This is a genomic window from Draconibacterium orientale, from assembly GCF_900111425.1.
GTDB lineage: Bacteria > Bacteroidota > Bacteroidia > Bacteroidales > Prolixibacteraceae > Draconibacterium > Draconibacterium orientale.
This window is the reverse complement of record NZ_FOHT01000004.1, coordinates 89,690-109,759: the sequence shown is the minus strand read 5'-3', so window position 1 is coordinate 109,759 and position 20,070 is coordinate 89,690. Positions and strand designations below refer to the sequence as shown.

Annotated in this window: 17 protein-coding genes; 5 read left to right on the top strand and 12 right to left on the bottom strand. The window is 41.8% G+C overall.

Annotation, left to right across the window (positions count from 1 at the left end):
- Nucleotides 1-112: 112 nt before the first annotated feature.
- Nucleotides 113-814, bottom strand: coding sequence for a hypothetical protein (locus BMW53_RS03990; RefSeq protein ID WP_038558838.1), 702 nt, complete (start codon nucleotides 812-814; stop codon nucleotides 113-115).
- 139 nt (nucleotides 815-953) lie between these two features.
- Nucleotides 954-1,154: a hypothetical protein gene (locus BMW53_RS03985; protein WP_038558851.1), complete on the bottom strand. Its 201-nt coding sequence runs from the start codon at nucleotides 1,152-1,154 to the stop codon at nucleotides 954-956.
- A gap of 270 nt (nucleotides 1,155-1,424) precedes the next feature.
- Between BMW53_RS03985 and rlmF the strand changes: the two genes are divergently transcribed.
- On the top strand, nucleotides 1,425-2,387 hold the full coding sequence (gene rlmF, locus BMW53_RS03980) for a 23S rRNA (adenine(1618)-N(6))-methyltransferase RlmF (protein WP_038558854.1): 963 nt from the start codon (nucleotides 1,425-1,427) through the stop codon (nucleotides 2,385-2,387).
- Between the two features lie 96 nt (nucleotides 2,388-2,483).
- Here the strand turns inward: rlmF and BMW53_RS03975 are convergent, their stop codons facing one another.
- The 8 genes from BMW53_RS03975 to BMW53_RS03940 form a co-directional block, all read right to left on the bottom strand.
- The gene (locus BMW53_RS03975; RefSeq protein ID WP_038558857.1) at nucleotides 2,484-3,749 is read right to left on the bottom strand and encodes a hypothetical protein; all 1,266 of its coding nucleotides are present in this window, start codon (nucleotides 3,747-3,749) and stop codon (nucleotides 2,484-2,486) included.
- 431 nt (nucleotides 3,750-4,180) lie between these two features.
- Nucleotides 4,181-5,713 (bottom strand): replicative DNA helicase, encoded by a 1,533-nt coding sequence (gene dnaB, locus BMW53_RS03970; RefSeq protein WP_038558860.1) that lies wholly within the window; start codon nucleotides 5,711-5,713, stop codon nucleotides 4,181-4,183.
- A 136-nt stretch (nucleotides 5,714-5,849) separates the two neighbouring features.
- A complete protein-coding gene (locus tag BMW53_RS03965) occupies nucleotides 5,850-6,839 on the bottom strand; it encodes a D-alanine--D-alanine ligase (RefSeq protein ID WP_038558863.1) in 990 nt (329 codons plus the stop codon).
- Nucleotides 6,832-7,872: an RluA family pseudouridine synthase gene (locus BMW53_RS03960; protein ID WP_038558866.1), complete on the bottom strand. Its 1,041-nt coding sequence runs from the start codon at nucleotides 7,870-7,872 to the stop codon at nucleotides 6,832-6,834. The genes BMW53_RS03965 and BMW53_RS03960 overlap by 8 nt, the downstream gene beginning before the upstream one ends.
- Before the next feature lie 3 nt (nucleotides 7,873-7,875).
- The gene (locus BMW53_RS03955; protein WP_051567851.1) at nucleotides 7,876-8,682 is read right to left on the bottom strand and encodes a PASTA domain-containing protein; all 807 of its coding nucleotides are present in this window, start codon (nucleotides 8,680-8,682) and stop codon (nucleotides 7,876-7,878) included.
- A 209-nt stretch (nucleotides 8,683-8,891) separates the two neighbouring features.
- Complete coding sequence (gene rpmH / locus BMW53_RS03950) at nucleotides 8,892-9,050, bottom strand: 50S ribosomal protein L34 (RefSeq protein WP_074780230.1); 159 nt, start codon at nucleotides 9,048-9,050, stop codon at nucleotides 8,892-8,894.
- Between the two features lie 249 nt (nucleotides 9,051-9,299).
- Entirely contained in the window at nucleotides 9,300-10,007 is a 708-nt protein-coding gene (locus BMW53_RS03945) for a response regulator transcription factor (RefSeq protein ID WP_038558868.1), read from the bottom strand.
- Nucleotides 10,008-10,010: 3 nt separating this feature from the next.
- Nucleotides 10,011-11,276, bottom strand: coding sequence for a sensor histidine kinase (locus BMW53_RS03940; protein ID WP_038558871.1), 1,266 nt, complete (start codon nucleotides 11,274-11,276; stop codon nucleotides 10,011-10,013).
- A gap of 158 nt (nucleotides 11,277-11,434) precedes the next feature.
- Between BMW53_RS03940 and BMW53_RS03935 the strand changes: the two genes are divergently transcribed.
- The 4 genes from BMW53_RS03935 to BMW53_RS03920 all read left to right on the top strand — a co-directional run bounded on the left by BMW53_RS03935 (nucleotide 11,435) and on the right by BMW53_RS03920 (nucleotide 17,319).
- Nucleotides 11,435-12,532, top strand: a complete 1,098-nt coding sequence (locus BMW53_RS03935; protein ID WP_038558874.1) for a DUF1573 domain-containing protein — start codon at nucleotides 11,435-11,437, stop codon at nucleotides 12,530-12,532.
- A gap of 93 nt (nucleotides 12,533-12,625) precedes the next feature.
- Nucleotides 12,626-13,738 carry a methylmalonyl Co-A mutase-associated GTPase MeaB gene (gene meaB / locus BMW53_RS03930; protein WP_038558878.1) on the top strand — a complete coding sequence of 371 codons (1,113 nt, stop codon included), beginning with the start codon at nucleotides 12,626-12,628 and terminating at the stop codon, nucleotides 13,736-13,738.
- Between the two features lie 210 nt (nucleotides 13,739-13,948).
- On the top strand, nucleotides 13,949-15,340 hold the full coding sequence (gene lpdA, locus BMW53_RS03925) for a dihydrolipoyl dehydrogenase (RefSeq protein ID WP_038558881.1): 1,392 nt from the start codon (nucleotides 13,949-13,951) through the stop codon (nucleotides 15,338-15,340).
- 338 nt (nucleotides 15,341-15,678) lie between these two features.
- The gene (locus BMW53_RS03920; RefSeq protein ID WP_051567852.1) at nucleotides 15,679-17,319 is read left to right on the top strand and encodes an OmpP1/FadL family transporter; all 1,641 of its coding nucleotides are present in this window, start codon (nucleotides 15,679-15,681) and stop codon (nucleotides 17,317-17,319) included.
- Nucleotides 17,320-17,697: 378 nt separating this feature from the next.
- On the opposite strand, the gene BMW53_RS03915 is transcribed toward BMW53_RS03920, so the two are convergent.
- A complete protein-coding gene (locus tag BMW53_RS03915; RefSeq protein ID WP_038558884.1) occupies nucleotides 17,698-18,351 on the bottom strand; it encodes a NigD1/NigD2 family lipoprotein in 654 nt (217 codons plus the stop codon).
- Nucleotides 18,352-18,401: 50 nt separating this feature from the next.
- Nucleotides 18,402-19,634, bottom strand: coding sequence for a serpin family protein (locus BMW53_RS03910; RefSeq protein ID WP_051567853.1), 1,233 nt, complete (start codon nucleotides 19,632-19,634; stop codon nucleotides 18,402-18,404).
- Between the last annotated feature and the right edge of the window lie 436 nt (nucleotides 19,635-20,070).

Sequence of the window (20,070 nt, the reverse complement as noted above, 5' to 3'; positions counted from 1 at the left end):
TACTTTACAGCATCGGTCGTTAAGCGCGATGAAATTAATTGGGGCGACAATTTTTTTGCGTACAAGCTATTCAACAGGTTACTTTACGTCAACTGCTGAATAGGTTATAGGCTTACAACGAGTTATAATACTCAACAAGTTGTGTCAGGTCTTCGGCATTTTTAAATTTTATCTTGTTTTTCTTGATATAAACATCAATCTCTTTTTGGTGCTGATCGATCAGTTCATCCATATCTTTACTTTTTCTGATCTTAATGGCCGGCGCTCCTGGCTTTTGCATGTAGTATTCGTCGGGTTTCGGAATAAACTTCGGCGGCTGTGCTTCTTTGTAGGCGGCTTCTTCTTTGGCTTCCTGGTAAAAAATATCAGGTTTGGCCAATAGGGTAAGATCGCCTTCTGCCAATAGTTTAAAAAATCCCTTCCTGGTACTGTTTGTAGTGGTAAGGTAATTGGTAAAAATCATTTCGGTTTCGCCCAGTTTTGCCCGCTCAACTGTTTCGGGGTGGGCCAGCTCCAGAATAGTGCCATCGCTTGTTTTAAACTCAAGGTTGTCGTTGTAAATGTTGTAGCGAAGCGGAACGTCAGGCACCTGGGTTTTGGCAGTGGTGTAAATAGTGCCGTTAACAAAAGCATCGTCGAGGTAGGGCGAGCCTTCAATTTTATACTGGGCAATTGTAGGGCTTGGTTTATTGGTGGTCATCTGGTTGGTTCTCAGATAATCCATTTTTTCTATAATCTCGTAATTCAGGTATTGGGCCTGCGCGAACGCAATACAAACGATTACAAGTAAAAGTGTTACTGATAATTTCTTCATTTCTTGTTGTTTATTGTTCTCTTTAAAGATATAAAATTACGCTGAAGCAGAAAATAGCCGCAAAAAAGGGAGACGCGCACCAGGCAACGTCCCCTTTTAATTTTTGTTTACCCCAGAAGTTTACTTTATTCTGTTACTACTACATTTTTTCTGCGTCGCTTTTTAACCGCTTCATTGTTTTTTCGGCTATAACGAAGGCTAAGGTGCCGGCATAAGTGCCCTGGGTTTCTACATCAACAATTTCCATGGCACGCAGGTAGGCCACAATTTTATCGTTGATTGGATAAGTAACTTCATTTGGGATTGAGATACCTCGTTCGCATGCAACGGGGCAGCTCATTAATAGTTGGTAACATTTAGTAACAAGGGGTTTATACTATTAATTAGTATTTATTACTTTTAAGCAACCAGAAAACCAAAATTACCAAATACATTGATCCCGAATCTCTAAAATAACAAACTGCAAATCCATCAAAGGATGGCGAGCAAAATGAATTATTTTAGCCATGTACAGATTTGTGGTATATTAGAATGTAAGTTTCATAGTTACGAACATAAATGTTCTACATAATTAGGATTTTAAATAGAATATAAAAACCCATAATAAATCATGTCAGCAGAAAAAAGACAAGAAGAAAAAACAAGGTTACATCCTCGAAACAAAAACAGGAAAAGATATGATTTAAATGCATTAATAACATCCAATCCTGAATTAGTAAATTATGTAAGGTCTAATAAATATGGCGATGATTCAATCGATTATTCAAATCCTGTTGCAGTAAAAGCTCTAAACAAAGCAATACTAAATTATTATTACGGTATTAAAAACTGGGATTTCCCGGATGAGAATTTATGTCCTCCGGTTCCAGGCAGAGCAGATTACATTCACCACATTGCGGATTTATTAGCTGAAAATAATTTTGGCACAATACCATTTGGTGATAAAATTACTTGCTTTGATGTTGGAGTAGGAGCTAGTTGTATTTACCCTTTAATTGGAGTTACAGAATATAATTGGAAATTTATTGGGTCTGACATTGATCCTAAATCAATAAAATCAGCTATTAATATTGTAAATTCTAATCCCTCGCTTAATGGTAAGATTGAGTGTAGATTACAAAAAAGCAGGAAAAATGTTTTTATTGGAATAGTAGGTAGTGAAGATAAAATCGATTGCTCGATATGTAATCCTCCTTTTCATTCTTCTTTCGAAGATGCACAGAAAGGAACACGAAGAAAAATCAAGAACCTCTCAGGGAAAAAGGAAAAAGCCCCAACACTTAATTTTGCGGGAATTAGCAATGAACTTATATGTGATGGTGGAGAATCTAAGTTTATTCATAAAATGGTTATGGAAAGTAAAAAGTTCTCTAAAAACTGTTTTTGGTTTTCAACTTTAGTATCTAAACAGTCTAATCTAAAAGGAATTTATAATTCATTAAATGCAATTGAGGCTAGTCAGATTAAAACGATTCCCATGGGAACCGGGAATAAAACCAGTCGGATTGTAGCTTGGACATTCTTCACAAAGGAAGAACAAAAAGCATGGAGAAAAACCAGATGGAAAACATAAGTTACGCACTAATGTAAAAAAGGGTAATAGCTACAGCATTGCATATAGCTTATGTTCTGTAAAAGACTAAATTCAAGGTTTAAAACATCCAACGGCTTAGGTTTTCCTTTTCTTCTTTTTAGCCGCAGGAAACAGCACGTTATTCAGAATAAGCCGGTAACCCGGTGAGTTGGGATGAAGGCTCAGGTCGGTTGGCGGGTCGCCAATCAGGTGGCGGTAATCTTCCGGATCGTGGCCGCCATAGAAGGTCCAGAATCCTTTGCCTTTTTCTCCGTGGATGTAGCGTGCCTCGTTGGCCGGTTTGTTTTCGCCCAGCACCAGCACGTTCGATTTCAGCACCTCTTTGCGGTAAGCTGTTGTTTGCCCCATAAAACCTTTAATCAGGTTGCGGTGGTTTTGGCAAAGCATGGTGGGGATAGGGTCCCACTTGGCCGAAAAATCAAACAGGGTAAAGTAATCGTTTTCGCGGGCAACATGGCGGTGGTCGGTAGCATCGATATTCGAAAACTCGTACACATACGGGCTTTTCTCCAGCGTAAAATTCTCGAAGGCAAAGGTGTTGTGGAAATCAAGTTTCTCATCAACGTTGGCTTCCATCGGGTCGCCGTCGAACATATTTTCGCAAATATCAACACCCACCGCAGCCAGCGAAATATCGTACGTATCGGTAGCTGCGCACATGGCAAACAGAAAACCTCCGTTTTGAACGTATTGCTGTATCTCGCGGGTAACAAACGATTTCATTTCCGACACCTTCAGAAAACCCAGTTTTTGTGCCAGCTGTTTGTTAATGTTCACTTCCTCCTGGTACCACGGCATGTGCTGGTACGAACGCCAGAATTTGCCAAACTGCCCGGTAAAATCTTCGTGATGCAGGTGCAGCCAGTCGTAATCTTTTAGGTTGCCGTTCAGTATTTCTTCGTCGTAAATAATATCGTAATTAATTTCGGCGTAGGTTAGCACCAGGGTTACGGCATCGTCCCAGGGCTGTTTGTTGGGCGGCGAATACACTGCAATTTTCGGTGCTTTGTTCATGGCCACGGCATCCTGGTTTGCATCGGGCTGGGCAATTTCGTTTAAAATTCCCGTCGCCTGTGCATCACTTATCAGCTCGAAACTTACACCCCGAATCACACACTCATTTTCAATTTCGGGGTAGTGCTCCATTAAAAAACTTCCTCCGCGGTAGTTAAGCAGCCATTTAACCTCAATGTCCTGCTCCAGCACCCAATAGGCAATGCCGTACGATTTCAGGTGATCCTTTTGCACGTCATCCATGGGAATGAGCAGCGAAACGGCTCCGGCTTGCAATGCCATAAAAAGCATTACCGGCAACAGGAATATTTTTATGAGTATGCGCATGTTGTTTTTGTATTAGTACAGCAAAACAGGCAATTGGTTCAAGTTGATTTGCGAATGCTGATTAACGATTTTCGATTTCAGAAGTAATTTCATCGGGTACGCGTATTCTAAATCTCAAATCTCAAATCTGCAATCTTCAATCATCATTCAATATTCATCCTTCAACTTGATTTTCGAATGCTGATTAACAATTTTTGATTTCAGAAGAGGTTTCATCGGTTACGAGTATTGTAAATCTCAAATCTTCAATCGTTAATCTTCAATCATCATTCAATATATATCCTTCATCCTTCAACTTGATTTTCGAATGCTGATTAACGAACTATGATTTTCAGAAGTGATTTCATCGGGTACGCGTATTCTAAATCTCAAATCTACAATCGTTAATCTTCAATCATCATTCAATATTTATCCTTCATCCTTCATCTTTCCTAAAACGGTGCATCGCTGGTTGATGAATGATGGCTGTCGAATCCGCTGTTTGACGACATTCCGGCCGCCAGGTTGTCGTCGTCTTCATTCATCGATGAGCCAAAAGTTTGAACCTCCTGCCTGAAATCTCCCGAGTCGAATTGCGGATCGAGATCGGAGAAGCGTGCCATTTCTTTCTGGAAGCGCAGTGGAACATCGGCCGTGGCACCGTTACGGTGTTTGGCAATGATGAGTTCAGCAATTCCCAGCAGCGAGTTCCCCGATTCGTCTTCGGTAATACCAAAATACTCCGGACGGTGGATAAAACACACGATATCGGCATCCTGCTCAATCGCTCCCGATTCACGAAGGTCGGACAGCTGCGGACGTTTGCCTTCGCGCGATTCAACGGCACGGCTCAACTGCGACAGTGCAATAATTGGCACATCCAGCTCCTTGGCAATGGCTTTCAGCGATCGCGAGATCATACTTACTTCCTGTTCACGACTTCCGCGGGTATCGGTTCCGGCGGTCATCAGCTGCAGGTAATCGACAATGATAATATCGATGTTGTGCTGCATCTTCAAACGGCGGCATTTGGCCCTGAACTCAAAAATTGAAAGGGCAGGCGTATCGTCGATAAAAATAGGCGCTTCATCAAGCGTTTTAATTCGCTGGTTCAGCTGTGCCCATTCGTAATCTTCCAGTTTCCCGGTTTTAATTTTTTCACCACCCAATTCCGATTCAGCGGAAATCAAACGGTTAACCAACTGCAACGACGACATTTCGAGTGAGAAAACAGCCACTGCCTGACGGTGATCAACAGCCATGTTTCGGGCCATCGACAGTACGAATGCTGTTTTACCCATTGCCGGACGTGCAGCAAGAATAACCAGTGCCGAGCGTTCCCAACCCGAAGTAATCCGGTCAACCGCAGTAAATCCCGATGGCACACCACTTAAGCCGTCAGGCTTGCTACGTGCAGCTTCAATTTGCAGCACCGCCTGGTTCAGGATGGGTTTAATAGGTACAGTCTCTTTCTTAATATTTCCTTCGGATACCTGGAATAATGCCGATTCTGAAAAGTCGATCAGGTCGTCAACGTCGATGGTATCGTCGTAAGCTTTTGTTTGAATTTCGGAAGAAACACGAATTAACTCGCGCTGCATAAATTTTTGGGCAATAATACGCGCATGAAATTCGATGTGCGCCGCCGACGCCACACGGCGGGTAAGCTGGGTAATGTAACCCGGTCCGCCAACCTCGTCGAGCTGGTTGCGGTCTTTCAATTCCTGGGTTACCATCAGCAAATCGACTGGCTTTTCCTTTCCCGAAAGGGTCTTTATCGCGTCGAATATTTTGCGGTGTTCCTCTTTGTAAAAACTGTTTGAATCAATCGTGTCGGCAACCGTAACATACGCGTCGCGCTCAAGCATTAGCGCCCCAAGCACAGCTTCCTCAACGTCAACTGCCTGAGGCGGCAATTGTCCGTATTGAGCGTTAATTTGTTCTACTGTGCTTTGTTGTTGATTGGTTCTTTTTCGTTGTGCCATGTTGTTTCTGTGTGCATAAAAATTTACCGCTACCTTCTTTGTTAGCGGCTATCAAAAATAGAAATTTACCTTGCCTGTTACAAGAAATTCTGCTCTCTCTTATCAACTCGCGCTATTCACAATTGTTGATAGTTTTCTAGCCTAATTTTTCTTCAATTATTTGGGTAATAATGCTTTTTAGTGTGCTTCCCATTGCGCTAATTTGCTGCGGAATAAAGCTGGTGGCAGTCATTCCGGGCGTGGTGTTTACTTCCAGGAAATAGAACTCTTCTCCTTGCAAAATAAAGTCGATTCGAACGATTCCGGAACATTCGCATAAGTCGTAAATCTTTGAAGTCAGTTCCTGGCATTTTTTGAAAAGCGGTTCGGGCAACCTTGCCGGCGTAATTTCCTGTGCAGCTCCCGGCGTGTATTTTGCTTCGAAATCGAAAAATTCATTTTGCGGAATTACTTCGGTAACCGGGAAAACCACTTTTTCTTCTTTCAATCGAACGGCGCCGCAGGTAAACTCGTGCCCGTCGATAAATTGTTCTACCAATGCCTCGTCGCTTTCCTCCCAGGCCTTTTCAATGGCGGCTATAACAGCGCCGGTTTCTTTTACTTTGGTAATTCCAAAGCTTGAACCTCCGGCATTTGGTTTCACGAAAATGGGTAATCCCAGATCTTCAACAATCGCTTCGGCATCAACTGCTTCGCCTTTTTTGAACTTTTTCGAGACGGCCATTTTAATGCCGTGCGAGCGCAGGTAGTTGTTGCAAAACCACTTGTTAAAAGTAAGCGACGACGAGTGAACGCTGCAGGTAGAGTAGGGAACTTTCAGCAATTCGAAATAAGCTTGTAAAATCCCGTCTTCGCCGGGTGTTCCGTGAATGGTGATGTAGGCAAAATCGAATTTTATCTTGTCGTTGTTTATGGTAAAACTAAAATCCGATTTGTCGATGTCGGCAATTTTCTGCTCGTTTTGAAAAACTTCCCAGTTTAGCCCCTGCATTTGCACCAGCCACGGGGTGAATTTTTCAGTATCCACAGCCTTTAAAACGTTTGCTCCGCTTTTTACCGACACCACAAATTCCGATGAATCGCCTCCGGCAATTACCGCTATATGGGGCTTGTTGTTCTTACTCATTTCTGTTTGCTATATAATTTTCCCATTTATCAATTGCCGTGGCCATGTCTTCAGGCAATTCCGAATTGAATAACATCTTTTCTCCTGTTGTTGGATGAATAAACCCGAGTGTTTTGGCATGCAGCGCCTGGCGGGGCAGCACTTTAAAACAGTTTTGTACAAACTGGCGGTATTTACTGAAAGTAGTACCGCGCAAAATCTGGTCGCCACCATAATTGCTGTCGTTAAACAGCGTGTGGTTTATGTGTTTCATGTGCACCCTAATCTGGTGTGTGCGCCCGGTTTCAAGGCGGCATTCAACCAGCGTAACATAGCCAATTCGGCGCAATACTTTGTAATGGGTAACGGCATGTTTTCCGTAATCGCCTTCAGGAAATACGGTAAAAACCTGCCTGTTTTTCAGGCTGCGGCCAATGTGCCCGGTTATTGTGCCTTCGTCTTCTTTTACGCTTCCCCAAACCAATGCATGGTAGCGACGCTCGGTGGTTTTCTCGAAGAACTGTAGCGCCAGTTTGTTTTTTGCCAGTTCGGTTTTGGCAACCACCAGCAATCCCGACGTGTCTTTATCGATCCGGTGAACCAGCCCCGGACGCGGATCTTCGCTGTTAAACAACGGAAGGTCGCGAAAATACCAGGCCAATGCATTCACCAACGTTCCGGTGTAGTTGCCATGTCCGGGATGTACCACAAGGCCCGGTGGTTTATTTATCACGATCAGCTGATCGTCTTCGTAAACAATATCCAGCGGAATATCTTCGGGGATAATCTTGAGCTCGCGCCTCGGAAAATCCATTACGATCAATATTTCCTCGTTGGGTTTTATTTTGTAGTTGGGTTTTACGGGTTTCCCGTTCACCAGAATATTTCCGGCGTCGGCAGCAGCCTGTATGCGGCTTCGCGAGGCATTGTCGATCCTGTTCGAAAGAAATTTATCGATGCGCAGGGGAGATTGCCCCGGATCGACAGATAAACGGTAATGTTCATATAAACCGTTCTCTTCCAGCTCTTCGTTTTCCTGATTGTAATCTTCCATGAATTAAAAATTTCTTTCGTAAGCCTGATTAATAATTGTAGTGTCGGTGGTTAACCAGATATCAACTGATGATCCCAGGTTTACCTGTTTGGTAAATTGTGGATTTGGTTGTTGTTTCCATATTCTTGCACTGGCCGAGTCTTTGGCAGTTTCAGCAGTTTCGTCGTAAATAACAGCGCCCATATTCAACATGGCGTCGGTAATGGTCGATTTCGCTTCTTCCAACGAAAAACCGGTGAGGTTGGGTAAAGTTGTTTGCATATTTCCCTGGCTGCGACCCACAACCAGATCAACCTCTGAGCCTTTAATGATTTTGTTGCCTTCGAAAATCTCCACCGAATCCTGCAGCGATTTTAATACAAGGTCGTTGTATTCCGATGGCTGATAAGAAATATTTCCCACCTGTAATCCGGCACTTTCAATAAGTACCTGTGCCTGGCGGAACGAGATATCGGTTAAGCGCGGCAGAACAACTTTTTCGGGCTCGTTTGAGTTTATGGTAATGCGAATCACACGATTTTCTTTTACGCGCGAATTGGCCAGCGGCAATTGATCGACCACAGTGCCCGGCTCGAAATTTTTGTTGTAAACCGAATCGATTACTTCCACGCGCAGCATATTGGCTTCGGCGCTGGCAGTGGCTTCATCCAAACTTAGTCCTGTTAATGCCGGAACCGGATAAGAAACGCCATGTTGGGTGTATCGTTGCAATCCTTTAAAGGTGATAAAAAAGAGAAGCGCCACAAGCCCAATGGCAATTAGCAGGTGCCTTACAAAAGCACGACTGGTGATAAATTTTCCTAAACTCATTTTTTTTGTACAGTACTTATTTAAGAGAACAAAAATAAGTCAAAAAAAGTATGATGAAAGGATTTCGACGATAAACAAATTTCAAATATTGAATAAAATGATTTTGGAGGATGGGTTCGGAGAAACCACTTTGCAAACACGCATAAACACGAAAAGGTAAAGAACTGAATTCTTTACCTTCCCGCAAAAATGTAACAAGATAAAATGAATTATCTTTTATGTCTTGGCTCGTCTGAGACGCTAAGTTTTTTTCTACCTTTTGCTCTACGGGCTTTTAATACTTTACGGCCGTTTGCAGTCGACATTCTTTCTCTGAAGCCGTGCTTGTTCTTTCTTTTTCTATTCGATGGTTGAAATGTACGTTTCATTTCTATAAAGTTTTACTTGTTTCTATTCAGAATTTTCGGACTGCAAAAATAGTGCTTTTTTTAATTCTTCCAAAAGGTTAAACACTTTTTTCTGCAAAAATACACCTTGTGTGTTTATTTCTATTAATCAGTGTTTTATCAGCGCAAAGAAAAGCATTTTTTTTAGCGCCCGGTATTCTTTTACAATAAATTTGTTCTGAAAGCTTTTAAATGCAGTTGTGGCGCTTTGTTCAGCCGTTTGCCATTTTCCTATTTTTCCTTTTTAACCGAGAAGCGGAATCCAATACCATGCAGGTTGATGATTTTTACCGAAGCATCGGCCTTAAAATATTTCCGCAGGCGCGAGATAAAAACATCGAGGCTGCGGCCCAAAAAATAGTCGTCGGAGCCCCAAACATTCTCCAGAATTTCGTTACGGCTAAGCACTTTGTTGGCATTTCGGGCAAAGTAGCGGATCAGTTCAGCTTCTTTCAGCGTGAGATTCCGGGCTTCTCCATTTAGAGTTAACGAGAGATCGTCGAAATGAAAATCGAACTGCCCGATTTTTAAAACGCCCGACGATTCACTGTCGACAGGTTGCGATTGGCTTCGTTTTAAAAATATCCTGATTTTTAGAAGCAGCTCTTCCATGCTAAACGGTTTGGGTATGTAATCGTCGCCGCCAATGGTAAGTCCGGTAATTTTATCTTCGGTCATGCTGCGGGCCGTTAAAAATATAATCGGTACCTGGTCGTTGGTTTTTCGTATGGTTTCGGCCACCTTAAAACCATCAATTTTTGGGAGCATAACATCAAGAACAATCAGGTCGAAGCTGTTTTGCTCAAAAAGTTCAAGTGCAATTTCGCCGTCGGCAGCTACCTCAACATCGTAGCCATGTTCCGTTAAATTATCTTTTACAATAAAGCGAAGTGCTTCGTCGTCTTCAACCAATAATATTCGAAATAGATTGCTGCTCATAGTTTATTTTGGAATGATTAGGCTAAAAATACTTCCCCCTTTTGGGTTTTCGTTCACTTTTATTTTCCAATTGTGTGCTTTAACAATTTTGTACACATAGTCGAGTCCAAGCCCGAAACCTTTTACGTTGTGCACGTTTCCGGTAGGAATTCGGTAGAATTTTTTAAAAATCCGCTTCCGGTATTCGCGCGGAATTCCTATACCGTTGTCGATAAAATTAAGCTCGTAACTATTCTGTTTTTGCAGAAGTTCAATATCGATCACCGGCGTTTTATCGCAATATTTTGCTGCATTTTCAAGAATATTCGAAACCAGGTTGGCAAAATGAAAACGATCGGCAAGTATGGTGCAATCTCCGGTTTTTGTTTTTATTTCAACTTTCGCGTTCTGACCGGCTTTCGATTCCCTGAAACGATCGCTGGCTTCGTGTAAAAACTCACTGAGATTTACTTTCTCCAGGTTAAGTAATATCCGGCTTTTCTCGATCGACGCTAAGTTAAGCACTTTTTCAACATTTTTCGAGAGCCGTGTAGTTTGTTCCTGTATAATATGTGTGTAATCAAACAATCGTTTGGGCGATTTCAAAATCTTTTCGTCGTTAATAACGTTTGCTGCCAGTGCTATCGACGAAATGGGTGTTTTTAATTCGTGGGTAAGGTTGTTGATAAAGTTTTTCTGAATTTCGGATAATTGCCTTTGCCGAATGATTACCCAAAGCGTGTAGCCAAAGAAAAAAATGACCAGCATTAACAGCGCGGTTAGGAAATACCAAATGGAGAGCTGGTTTAAAAAGTAAGGCGACCGGTCGGGAAAATGAATGCCAAAATAATTGGTATAGTCCTCGTTTAACGGAAAATCAAAATCCGATGGCTCTTCATTTTCGTCGATACGCACCAAGGTAGTTTCGTCCATTTGTTCCTGAACGGGGCTGTATATCGAAAATTCGTAATCGTAATAAATATCGTGTCTTTTTAGCTGGGTAGTAAGGTTTTGTTTTAAAAGTTCTTTATCGATTGCCACGCCAACATTCACCAAATACGTGTTGTTCGAAATTACTTTAACCGGTGTAATACTATCGAAAATTTCAGTGGTTCCGGTAGCCAGCATCACTTGCCAGGCAACTTCTTTTAAAGCCACACTTGCGCTTTCCTGAAATTGCGTTTCTGAAAGATTATAGGAACTGCGTATAAAAGCAAACTGCACTAAAAAAATGCCAACTATCGATACAGTTGCCAGCATTATAATGTATTTTAGTGTTTTTCCTTTCATATACTTTTGTTCGAAGCTAAACTATATATTTTTTTATTTGCCTGCCCGGGTTAACAACTCGTTAACAAAATATTGAATTCAATTAACAGCGAAACTAGTCAAGCATCAATACATTTGTTTTATACATTTCGGAAAAACACAAATTTAATGAATAAATTATGAAACGCATTCTACAATTATTAGCTGTTTTTGCACTGGTGATTGCCGTTAACACAGCAATGGGCCAGGGGCAACCAAAAATTGTTTTTGACAGCGAAGTGCACGATTTTGGTTCGTTTAAAGAATCAGACGGTTTACAAACAACAACTTTTAAATTTACAAACAAAGGAGATGCACCATTGGTACTGTCAAATGTTCGTGCATCGTGTGGCTGTACAACTCCAAAATGGACGCGTGAACCGGTAGCTCCGGGCGAAAGCGGAAGTATCGATGTAAGTTATAATCCTAAAAACCGTCCGGGGTCATTCAATAAATCGGTAACTGTTAGCTCAAATGCCGAGAACCGTACGGCGATTTTAAGAATTAACGGGAAAGTTGAACCACGCGAAAAAACACTGGCAGAGAAATATCCAAGAAAAATTGGAGATCTTCGGGTAAAATCGAACTATGTGTCGTTTGCAAAAATTAAGAAGGGCGAAAAAGCAACCAAAGAACTGGAACTGGTTAACGATACGGATAAACCGGTTGAAGTTGGTTTTCGTACCGTGCCAAAACACCTTACTGCAAAGGTGGAACCGGCAACAATTCCGGCAAACGGAACCGGTAATTTAATTGTAACATACGATTCGGATGCTGCCGACACTTATGGATTTGCATCACACCGAATTTACTTGTCGTTAAACGGAAGTAACGACTACAAAAACTCAGTGGGTGTAAGTGCTACCATCGAAGAAGATTTCTCGCACCTTTCAGCAGAAGAACTGGCAAACGCTCCTGTGGCCGATTTCAACGAAACATCATTCGATTTTGGCGACATGAAGCAGGGCGATAAAAAGGAACATACTTTTACTTTAACCAACAATGGTAAAACTGATTTGATCATCAGAAGAGTTCGTTCATCATGCGGATGTACTGCTGTTGCTCCATCGAAAAGTGTAATTGCCGCTGGCGAAACAGCTCCAATTAAAGTAACTTTCGATTCGCGCGGAAAACGTGGCCGTCAGAGTAAATCAATTACGGTTATTACCAACGATCCGAAAACACCAACATCAACGCTGCGCATATCAAGCCAGATTGTTGTTCCTAATGCAGGCTAAGTTTATTTAACGTCAATATTTCAGAAGGTGTTGCAGATGAAATTTGCAGCACCTTCTTTTTTGCTTTACTTTTGAGCGATAAAAATTATTCAGATGTCAGAAAAGGATAATCACCATATAGAAAATGATCCGCAGTACAAAGGATTAATTGTAAATGCAGGAGTTGAAAAGCCGGATATGGTAAACAACGATTCTATTCAGCGTTTTTTGAAAAAGAAGAGAAAATTACTGTCGGTTGACGAGTACGTAAACGGAATTTTAAAGGGCGATATCACGTTGTTGAGTAAAGCCGTTACTTTGGTTGAAAGCTCAAAAGCGGAACATCAGCAGCTGGCCCAGCAAATTATACAAAAGTGTTTGCCACACAGTGGAAATTCGGTACGAATTGGAATAACCGGAGTGCCCGGTGTTGGCAAAAGTACCTTTATTGAAGCACTGGGGAAATACCTCACCAATAAAGGCGAAAAGCTTGCCGTACTGGCCATCGATCCGAGCAGCGAGCGTACCAAAGGAAGTATTTTGGGCGACAAAACACGCATGGAAGAATTGGCCAACGATAGCCATGCGTACATTCGTCCCAGTCCGTCGGCGGGATCGTTGGGAGGTGTTGCCCGAAAAACCCGCGAAACCATTATTTTATGCGAAGCTGCCGGTTATAAAAATATTTTTATTGAAACCGTTGGGGTGGGGCAAAGCGAAACCGCTGTTCACTCCATGACCGATTTTTTCCTGTTGTTAATGTTGGCCGGAGCGGGCGATGAACTTCAGGGCATAAAACGCGGAATTATGGAAATGGCCGACCTGATTACCATAAACAAAGCCGATGGCAACAACATGGAAAAAGCCGAAATGGCCAAAGTGCAATATCGAAATGCCATTCATCTTTTTCCGGCCAAAGATTCAGGATGGGCTGCCAATGTAGTTACTTGTTCGGCCTACAAGAAAACCGGGATTGATACCATTTGGGAGCAAATTGAAAAATACCGGAAACAAACGGTTGACAACGGGTATTTTTTCAGAAAGCGAAACGAACAAGCTACCTACTGGATGTACGAAACCATTGAAGAACAATTAAAACGAAACTTTTACGATCATCCCGACATAAAAGTGAAACTGAAATTGCTCGAAAACTATGTGCTCACCGATCAGATGAGTTCGTTTGTGGCAGCTACCGAGTTATTGAATACTTATGCAAAACTAAAATAAGCGGAGCTGTTTATTTGCGTTAATAAACAGTAACGGTAAACAAGCAGGCAAAGACAGCGTTTCTCTATCCTTTTGCCTGCTTTGTTTTATGCGATCTTTCATTCGGTTAGCACTTTTAAATCCATCATAAAAGAAGTAAATTTGTTAGAACCTTTCTGAGGGTAAGGTGTTACTTACATAAATCAAATATCTATAAAATATCAAAATATAATGAATTACGATGTAATAGTAATAGGTAGCGGACCAGGTGGATATGTTGCCGCAATTCGCGCGTCGCAGCTGGGGTTAAAAGTTGCCGTGGTTGAAAAAGAAAACCTGGGCGGAATTTGTTTAAACTGGGGATGTATTCCTACAAAGTCGTTGCTGAAAAGTGCACAGGCTTTTGAGTATGCTACCCACGCTGCCGATTATGGTGTAACCATTGAAGGAGAAGTGAAACCCGATTTTGGTGCAATGGTGAAGCGCAGCCGCGATGTTGCCAACGGAATGAGTAAGGGAATTCAGTTCTTGTTTAAGAAAAATAAAGTGGAATCGATTTTTGGCTGGGGAAAATTAACCGCGAAAAATACCGTTGAAGTAACCGACGACAAAGGCGAAAAATCGTCGTACACCGCTAAACACATTATTCTGGCAACAGGAGCACGCTCGCGGGAATTGCCAAATCTTCCACAGGACGGTGAAAAGATTATCGGTTACCGAAAAGCCCTTACCCTCGACAAACAGCCCGAAAGTATGGTAGTTGTTGGATCGGGTGCTATTGGTAGCGAGTTTGCCTATTTTTACCATACCATCGGAACCAAAGTAACGCTGGTTGAATTTATGCCTACATTGGTGCCGAATGAAGATGAGGAAGTTGCCAAACAGCTGGAACGCAATTTCAAAAAATCGAAAATGAAGGTAATGACCGCTTCGTCGGTTGAAAGCGTGGATACTTCGGGCGATAAGTGCAAAGTAACCATTAAAACCAAAAAAGGCGAAGAAGTGGTTGAGGCCGACATTGTTCTTTCGGCAGTGGGTATTGCTCCGAATACCGAAAATATTGGTTTGGAAGAGCTGGGTGTTGAAACCGACAATGGTCGTGTTAAAGTTGATGAATACTACAAAACCAACGTTGACGGTATTTATGCTATTGGCGATATTGTTGCCGGACCCGCATTGGCTCACGTAGCATCGGCCGAAGGTATTACCTGTGTTGAAAAAATTGCCGGACTGAATCCGGAACCGATCGATTACGGAAATATTCCGGGATGTACGTACACCAGCCCTGAGGTTTCGTCGGTTGGATTAACCGAGGCCAAAGCCAAAGAAGCCGGTTACGAAATTAAAGTAGGAAAATTCCCCTACTCGGCCAGTGGAAAAGCAAGTGCTGCCGGACAAAAAGATGGTTTTGTTAAATTGATTTTCGATGCGAAGTACGGCGAGTTGCTTGGCGCGCATATGATTGGAGGTAACGTTACCGAAATGATTGCCGAAATGGTAGTGGCCAAGAAACTGGAAATTACCGGACACGAATTGATTAAGACCATTCATCCGCACCCAACAATGAGTGAAGCTGTAATGGAAGCCGCAGCTGCTGCTTACGACGAGGTGATACATATTTAAAAAAGAGAATATCACATAAACAAAAGAGCCCGGGGTTTTAACTTCGGGTTTTTTTTTGTAATTAATTCGAACAAGTGACGAAATTGTTCTGAAAAATCATAAAAAGCTGAAAATCAATCAGGAAGTTTTTGTATTTAAGAATAAGTTTTAAATTTGCCGCTCAGGCATCAACTACAGTACCCGTAAATTTTTCGGAATACTATTGTTAAACAAAGGGAAAAATTCTCTAATAAAAACTGATATAAATGGAACGATCATGGCCAAATTAGCCATAAAAGCATCTGATAAATCCATGGGAGTTACATCTTATACCATTGAAAATGAATAATTATAATAAGATGAAAAAACTGACATTGATGGTGGCATTTTCTATGCTGCTTCAACTTGCTTTTGCCGGAGGTTTATTAACTAACTACAACCAAAGTGCACAATACATTCGTATGTTGTCGAGAAATGCAGCGTTAGAAATTGATGCTGTTTTCTACAACCCCGCAGGACTGGTAAAAATGGAAGATGGCTGGCATTTTGCTTTCTACAGCCAAACTATTTTTCAAACGCGCGATATCGATACTCAGTTTCCAACATTAAATTCAGGACATTACGAAGGAGAGACCACAATTCCTGTTTTCCCTGATGTGTATGCCGTTTATAAAAAGAATAACTGGGCCTTTTCGTTAGGAATTGGTCCGGTAGGAGGTGGTGGAACTGCCGAGTTTCCGGCAGGTATTCCAACGCTTGAGGTTCCGTTTTCGCTTATTCCCGGTCAATTGGCTCCGTTGGGACAAATCGATCCGGCATTGGCAGTAAATAGTTACGATCTTGAAATGGCTTTGGAAGCTTCTTCAACATTTTGGGGAATTCAGTTGGGAGCATCCTATGCCGTTAACGATAAATTCTCATTCTATGGCGGAATGCGTTTAGTGCCGTCAACCAATACATACGAAGGTGTAATTCGTAATATTCAGCTAAATGGAGTGGATGCCGCAACCTGGTTAAACGGAGCATCTTCACAAGTAGCCACTATGGCAGGAAACTTAAACGCTTTAGCCGGTGTACCTGATGTGTTGGCGCCAATTCTTCCTACAGCCGGCGAATATACGTTGGACCAGTTGGTGGGCGCCGGGCAAATGGATCCAGTACAGCAGGGACAAATTGAGGCAGGTTTGCAATTGATGGGACTTTCATCGGAGCAGATCGATGCTATGAACCTGAATCAAATCAATGGTGCGTATGTACAGGCAGCTCCGGGTTTTGCGTCAACCGCCCAAACATTAAGCGGTACTGCGCAAACACTTACCGGAACAGCTACACAAATGGGTGATAAGGAAGTAAAAACCAAACAAAAAGGAATGGGTTTTACCCCGATTATTGGTTTTAACATTACGCCAAACGATGACTGGACTTTTGCCGTAAAATACGAGTTTAAAACCAAGTTGACTTTGGAAAATGAAACTGATGTTGACGATATGGGGTTATTCCCTGATGGAGCTGAATCATCGAATGATATTCCTGCAATTTTGGCTGCGGGTGTAGGTTATCGTGGTTTGGATTGGCTGGAAGCACAACTTTCATTCAATATGTATTTTGATAGAGGTGTTCATTTCGGTAACAATATTCGTTACTCAACTCTTGGCGCGCAGGTGCACCGCGATATTGAAAGTAACTACACCGAGATAGCTCTTGGTCTCCAGTTTAATGTAAGCAATAATTTTGCGTTCAGTGTGGGGGGAATGCGTTCGAAAAATGGCGTAACACCCGAGTACCAAAGCGATTTTAGTTTTAGTAATTCATCGTACACGCTGGCCGGTGGAATTATGTGGAAAATTACCGACAAACTGACTTTTGATGCCGGAGTACTTAATACCTTTTATCAGGATGATACCGTAGCTTTTTCGCACGCTGGTGTTGGAACGTACAACGAAACCTACGGAAAAACAACGACAAGTATTGCAGCCGGTATTTCATACAGCATTTTTTAAACCAATAGCAATATAACGCAAAAGCGGGGGACACTTTTTGTTCCCCGTTTTTTATGCTATCCCTCATACACAAATACAAATTTTGAAAAACAAGGAAGATGATCAATATTCAATAACGAATATCCAATGTAGAATAACGTAAAATGCATCAATTCGAAGCTGACTTGGATATTGATCTATTCTAAATTGGATATTTTGCATTTTGAATAGTGATAAGTGAAAGGTGTAATATGGAGGGAAAAGATGTGTATAAAGGGACGTTTTTGTTGGGCAGATTAGCAGGGAAAGTGGTATAATCCGAGTCACAAAAAAAATAAAGGGCCGGTCTACTAACCAACCCTTCGGAGAACTAACTAAGCAGCAAAATTAGTGGAATACCTAATCTAGCTGAAAAATTTTGTTGTACACTTCGTCGCCGATAAGTTTGGCGGTAAGTACAAATTCGGTTTTTCCTTCGGCTTTTAAATCCGACAAATCGAAACGGAACTCGCGGGTAAACCAGGCTTCGCACAAATCGCCATTGGCATTGTGCCTGATCTCAAAAGCAGGAACCGTTGAGCTGCTGGCCGTCGTCGGATGCATGCGCGCCAAATCGATGGTGTGATCCTGGCAACCTCCGCTGTACGATAGTTTAAAATACAGGCAGTCGCCGTCCATGTAGGCTTCGTGCAAATGAACGGGGTCACTAGCCAAACTGTCGTAATTGTCGAAAAAAAGATCAACATACGGCGAGCACGATAATTCTTCGGCATAGGTTACTTCGCAAGGCACGCCCTGATCGCAGCTTATGTAAACATTGTTCAGCTCGGTGTAAGTAATTAGCACACGCTGTCCCTGCGAAAACGTAAAATCATCGGGGTAGTACAAAGGCTGAACCTTGTTGCCGTTATCCAGCTCAATAATGAAACCACAGTCGCCCGTGCCGGCATAATCCATTACGGTACCTTTTGCGTCGAACGATATCAGTTCATCGTCTTGGCAACTGGTAAATACAATAAGAAATACAGAAAGTATTGCGACTAATTGTTTCATGGCTTTTTATAATTTTATGTACAACGCCGGTAATTTGCGTTTATTTCGCTCTATTCCTCGCTTTCAGGATTTTTAACAGTTCCCATAAAAAGTATTGCATCCGTGTCTTTTTCGGTAATGGCATATAAAAACGGACGATTTACATTAAACTGCATATTCTGTGGTCCTACACTCGTATATCCAATGGCAACAACAGTTACAGCAGCAGCTTCAGTTCCTTTTTCATTTACTTCAATAAAGGTTTTATGTTTTACGTAATCAATTTTCAGGCCACCACCCTTGTTAATTCCTGTAAAATCGGCACCATCACCAAACGCAACTCCCATTCCCATATCGGCGAGTACTTCGTTTAACGTTATTTCGTATTTGTATTTAAGGCGTGGCAATTTTAAGTCGATGTTTACCGTGTCGGTAAAACTTTCCATCCAGCTTTTCCAAGTGTCAACACTGAGTTCATCAACAATATCTTCAAGCGAATTTTCTTCTTGTGGAAGGAAAACAAACATGTTGTAGTTGCCGGCACCATAAGCCAGTTTTACCGCCCTGAATACATTGTTTGAATAGTAAGGCAGCGATTCGGTTTTTTGCATGGTAGGTACTTGTGCCGTCGAGCCGTTTTCCAGGTAAAAAGGTAAGTCTTCGGTGTAGTCCTCGTCAAATTCCGATTGCCATATTCCTTTAAAGTAAATGGCATTCAGTAAAAACATTACATGATCACCGCTAATGTTATCCAGTATTTTATCGATTTTATCGTGCGTTTTATCGGCCACCCAATCATTAATGATATTTACAGCTTGTGGAGAACTAAAATTCAGCGCCTCAACTTCTGCATCGTAATAATTTTGGTTAGTGGAAACAAAATCCTGCTCAACCGGAAAACCTTCGCGGTAATAAATGGCATTGGCAATTTCGAGTATAACTTTCGGGTCGAGCGATTTTAATGCTGCCACAAGCGATGCATACGATTCGTTAATTTCGTCGGGCGAAAGGCCATACACTTTCAGCGTTTCTTCCATGGCTTTTTGGGTTTCGCCGTTGGCTCCGTTGTAGGTCATGGCCAGTGCCAGGCTTACACTCAGTGGCGATACCATAATGTTATCAGCCGCTTCTTCACCGGCATAAATTTTTTGGAAAAGTTCCAACCCAAATTCATTCTCAGCTTCAATTAACTCCGTCGATTTCTCATCGAGGGTAATTGTTTTTGGAAGTGTAATATCATCCTGGTTACACGAAACGGCAAACAGCAGAAATAATACTAACAGGATAGACAATGAAGATTTCATAACAAAGGTTTTAACAAATTTACAACCGATAGATGCATTTAGGCAAGTTAAGGTTGCGTAACAAATGTTAAATACCGTTTTTATCAATGGATTTTAAGGACAGACGAGAAGTGATGGTTTGATTGTTTTGAAAACTTTTGTCTTCAAGTTGACGGGCTCTTTCTTTTCCAGTCGATGAAAAGAAAGCAAAAATCTTGTCAAAAAATAACCTTAGCTTCTTGTCGTCAGTCGTAACTTTTTAGAATATTCTTTCAGCGAAAGGAAAAGTATTTCCTGTAATGAAGAACTTGGTAAATTTTGCTGAGTGCGCGAAAGAATTTCAAACCAACGCAACCTTTTCAACAAACCACACATCTAACCAGTGATTTTAGCTTGAGAGAACTGACTGTTAAAGCAGATGCCAAAAAGAAAGATGAAACCAATTCGTTTTTATCTG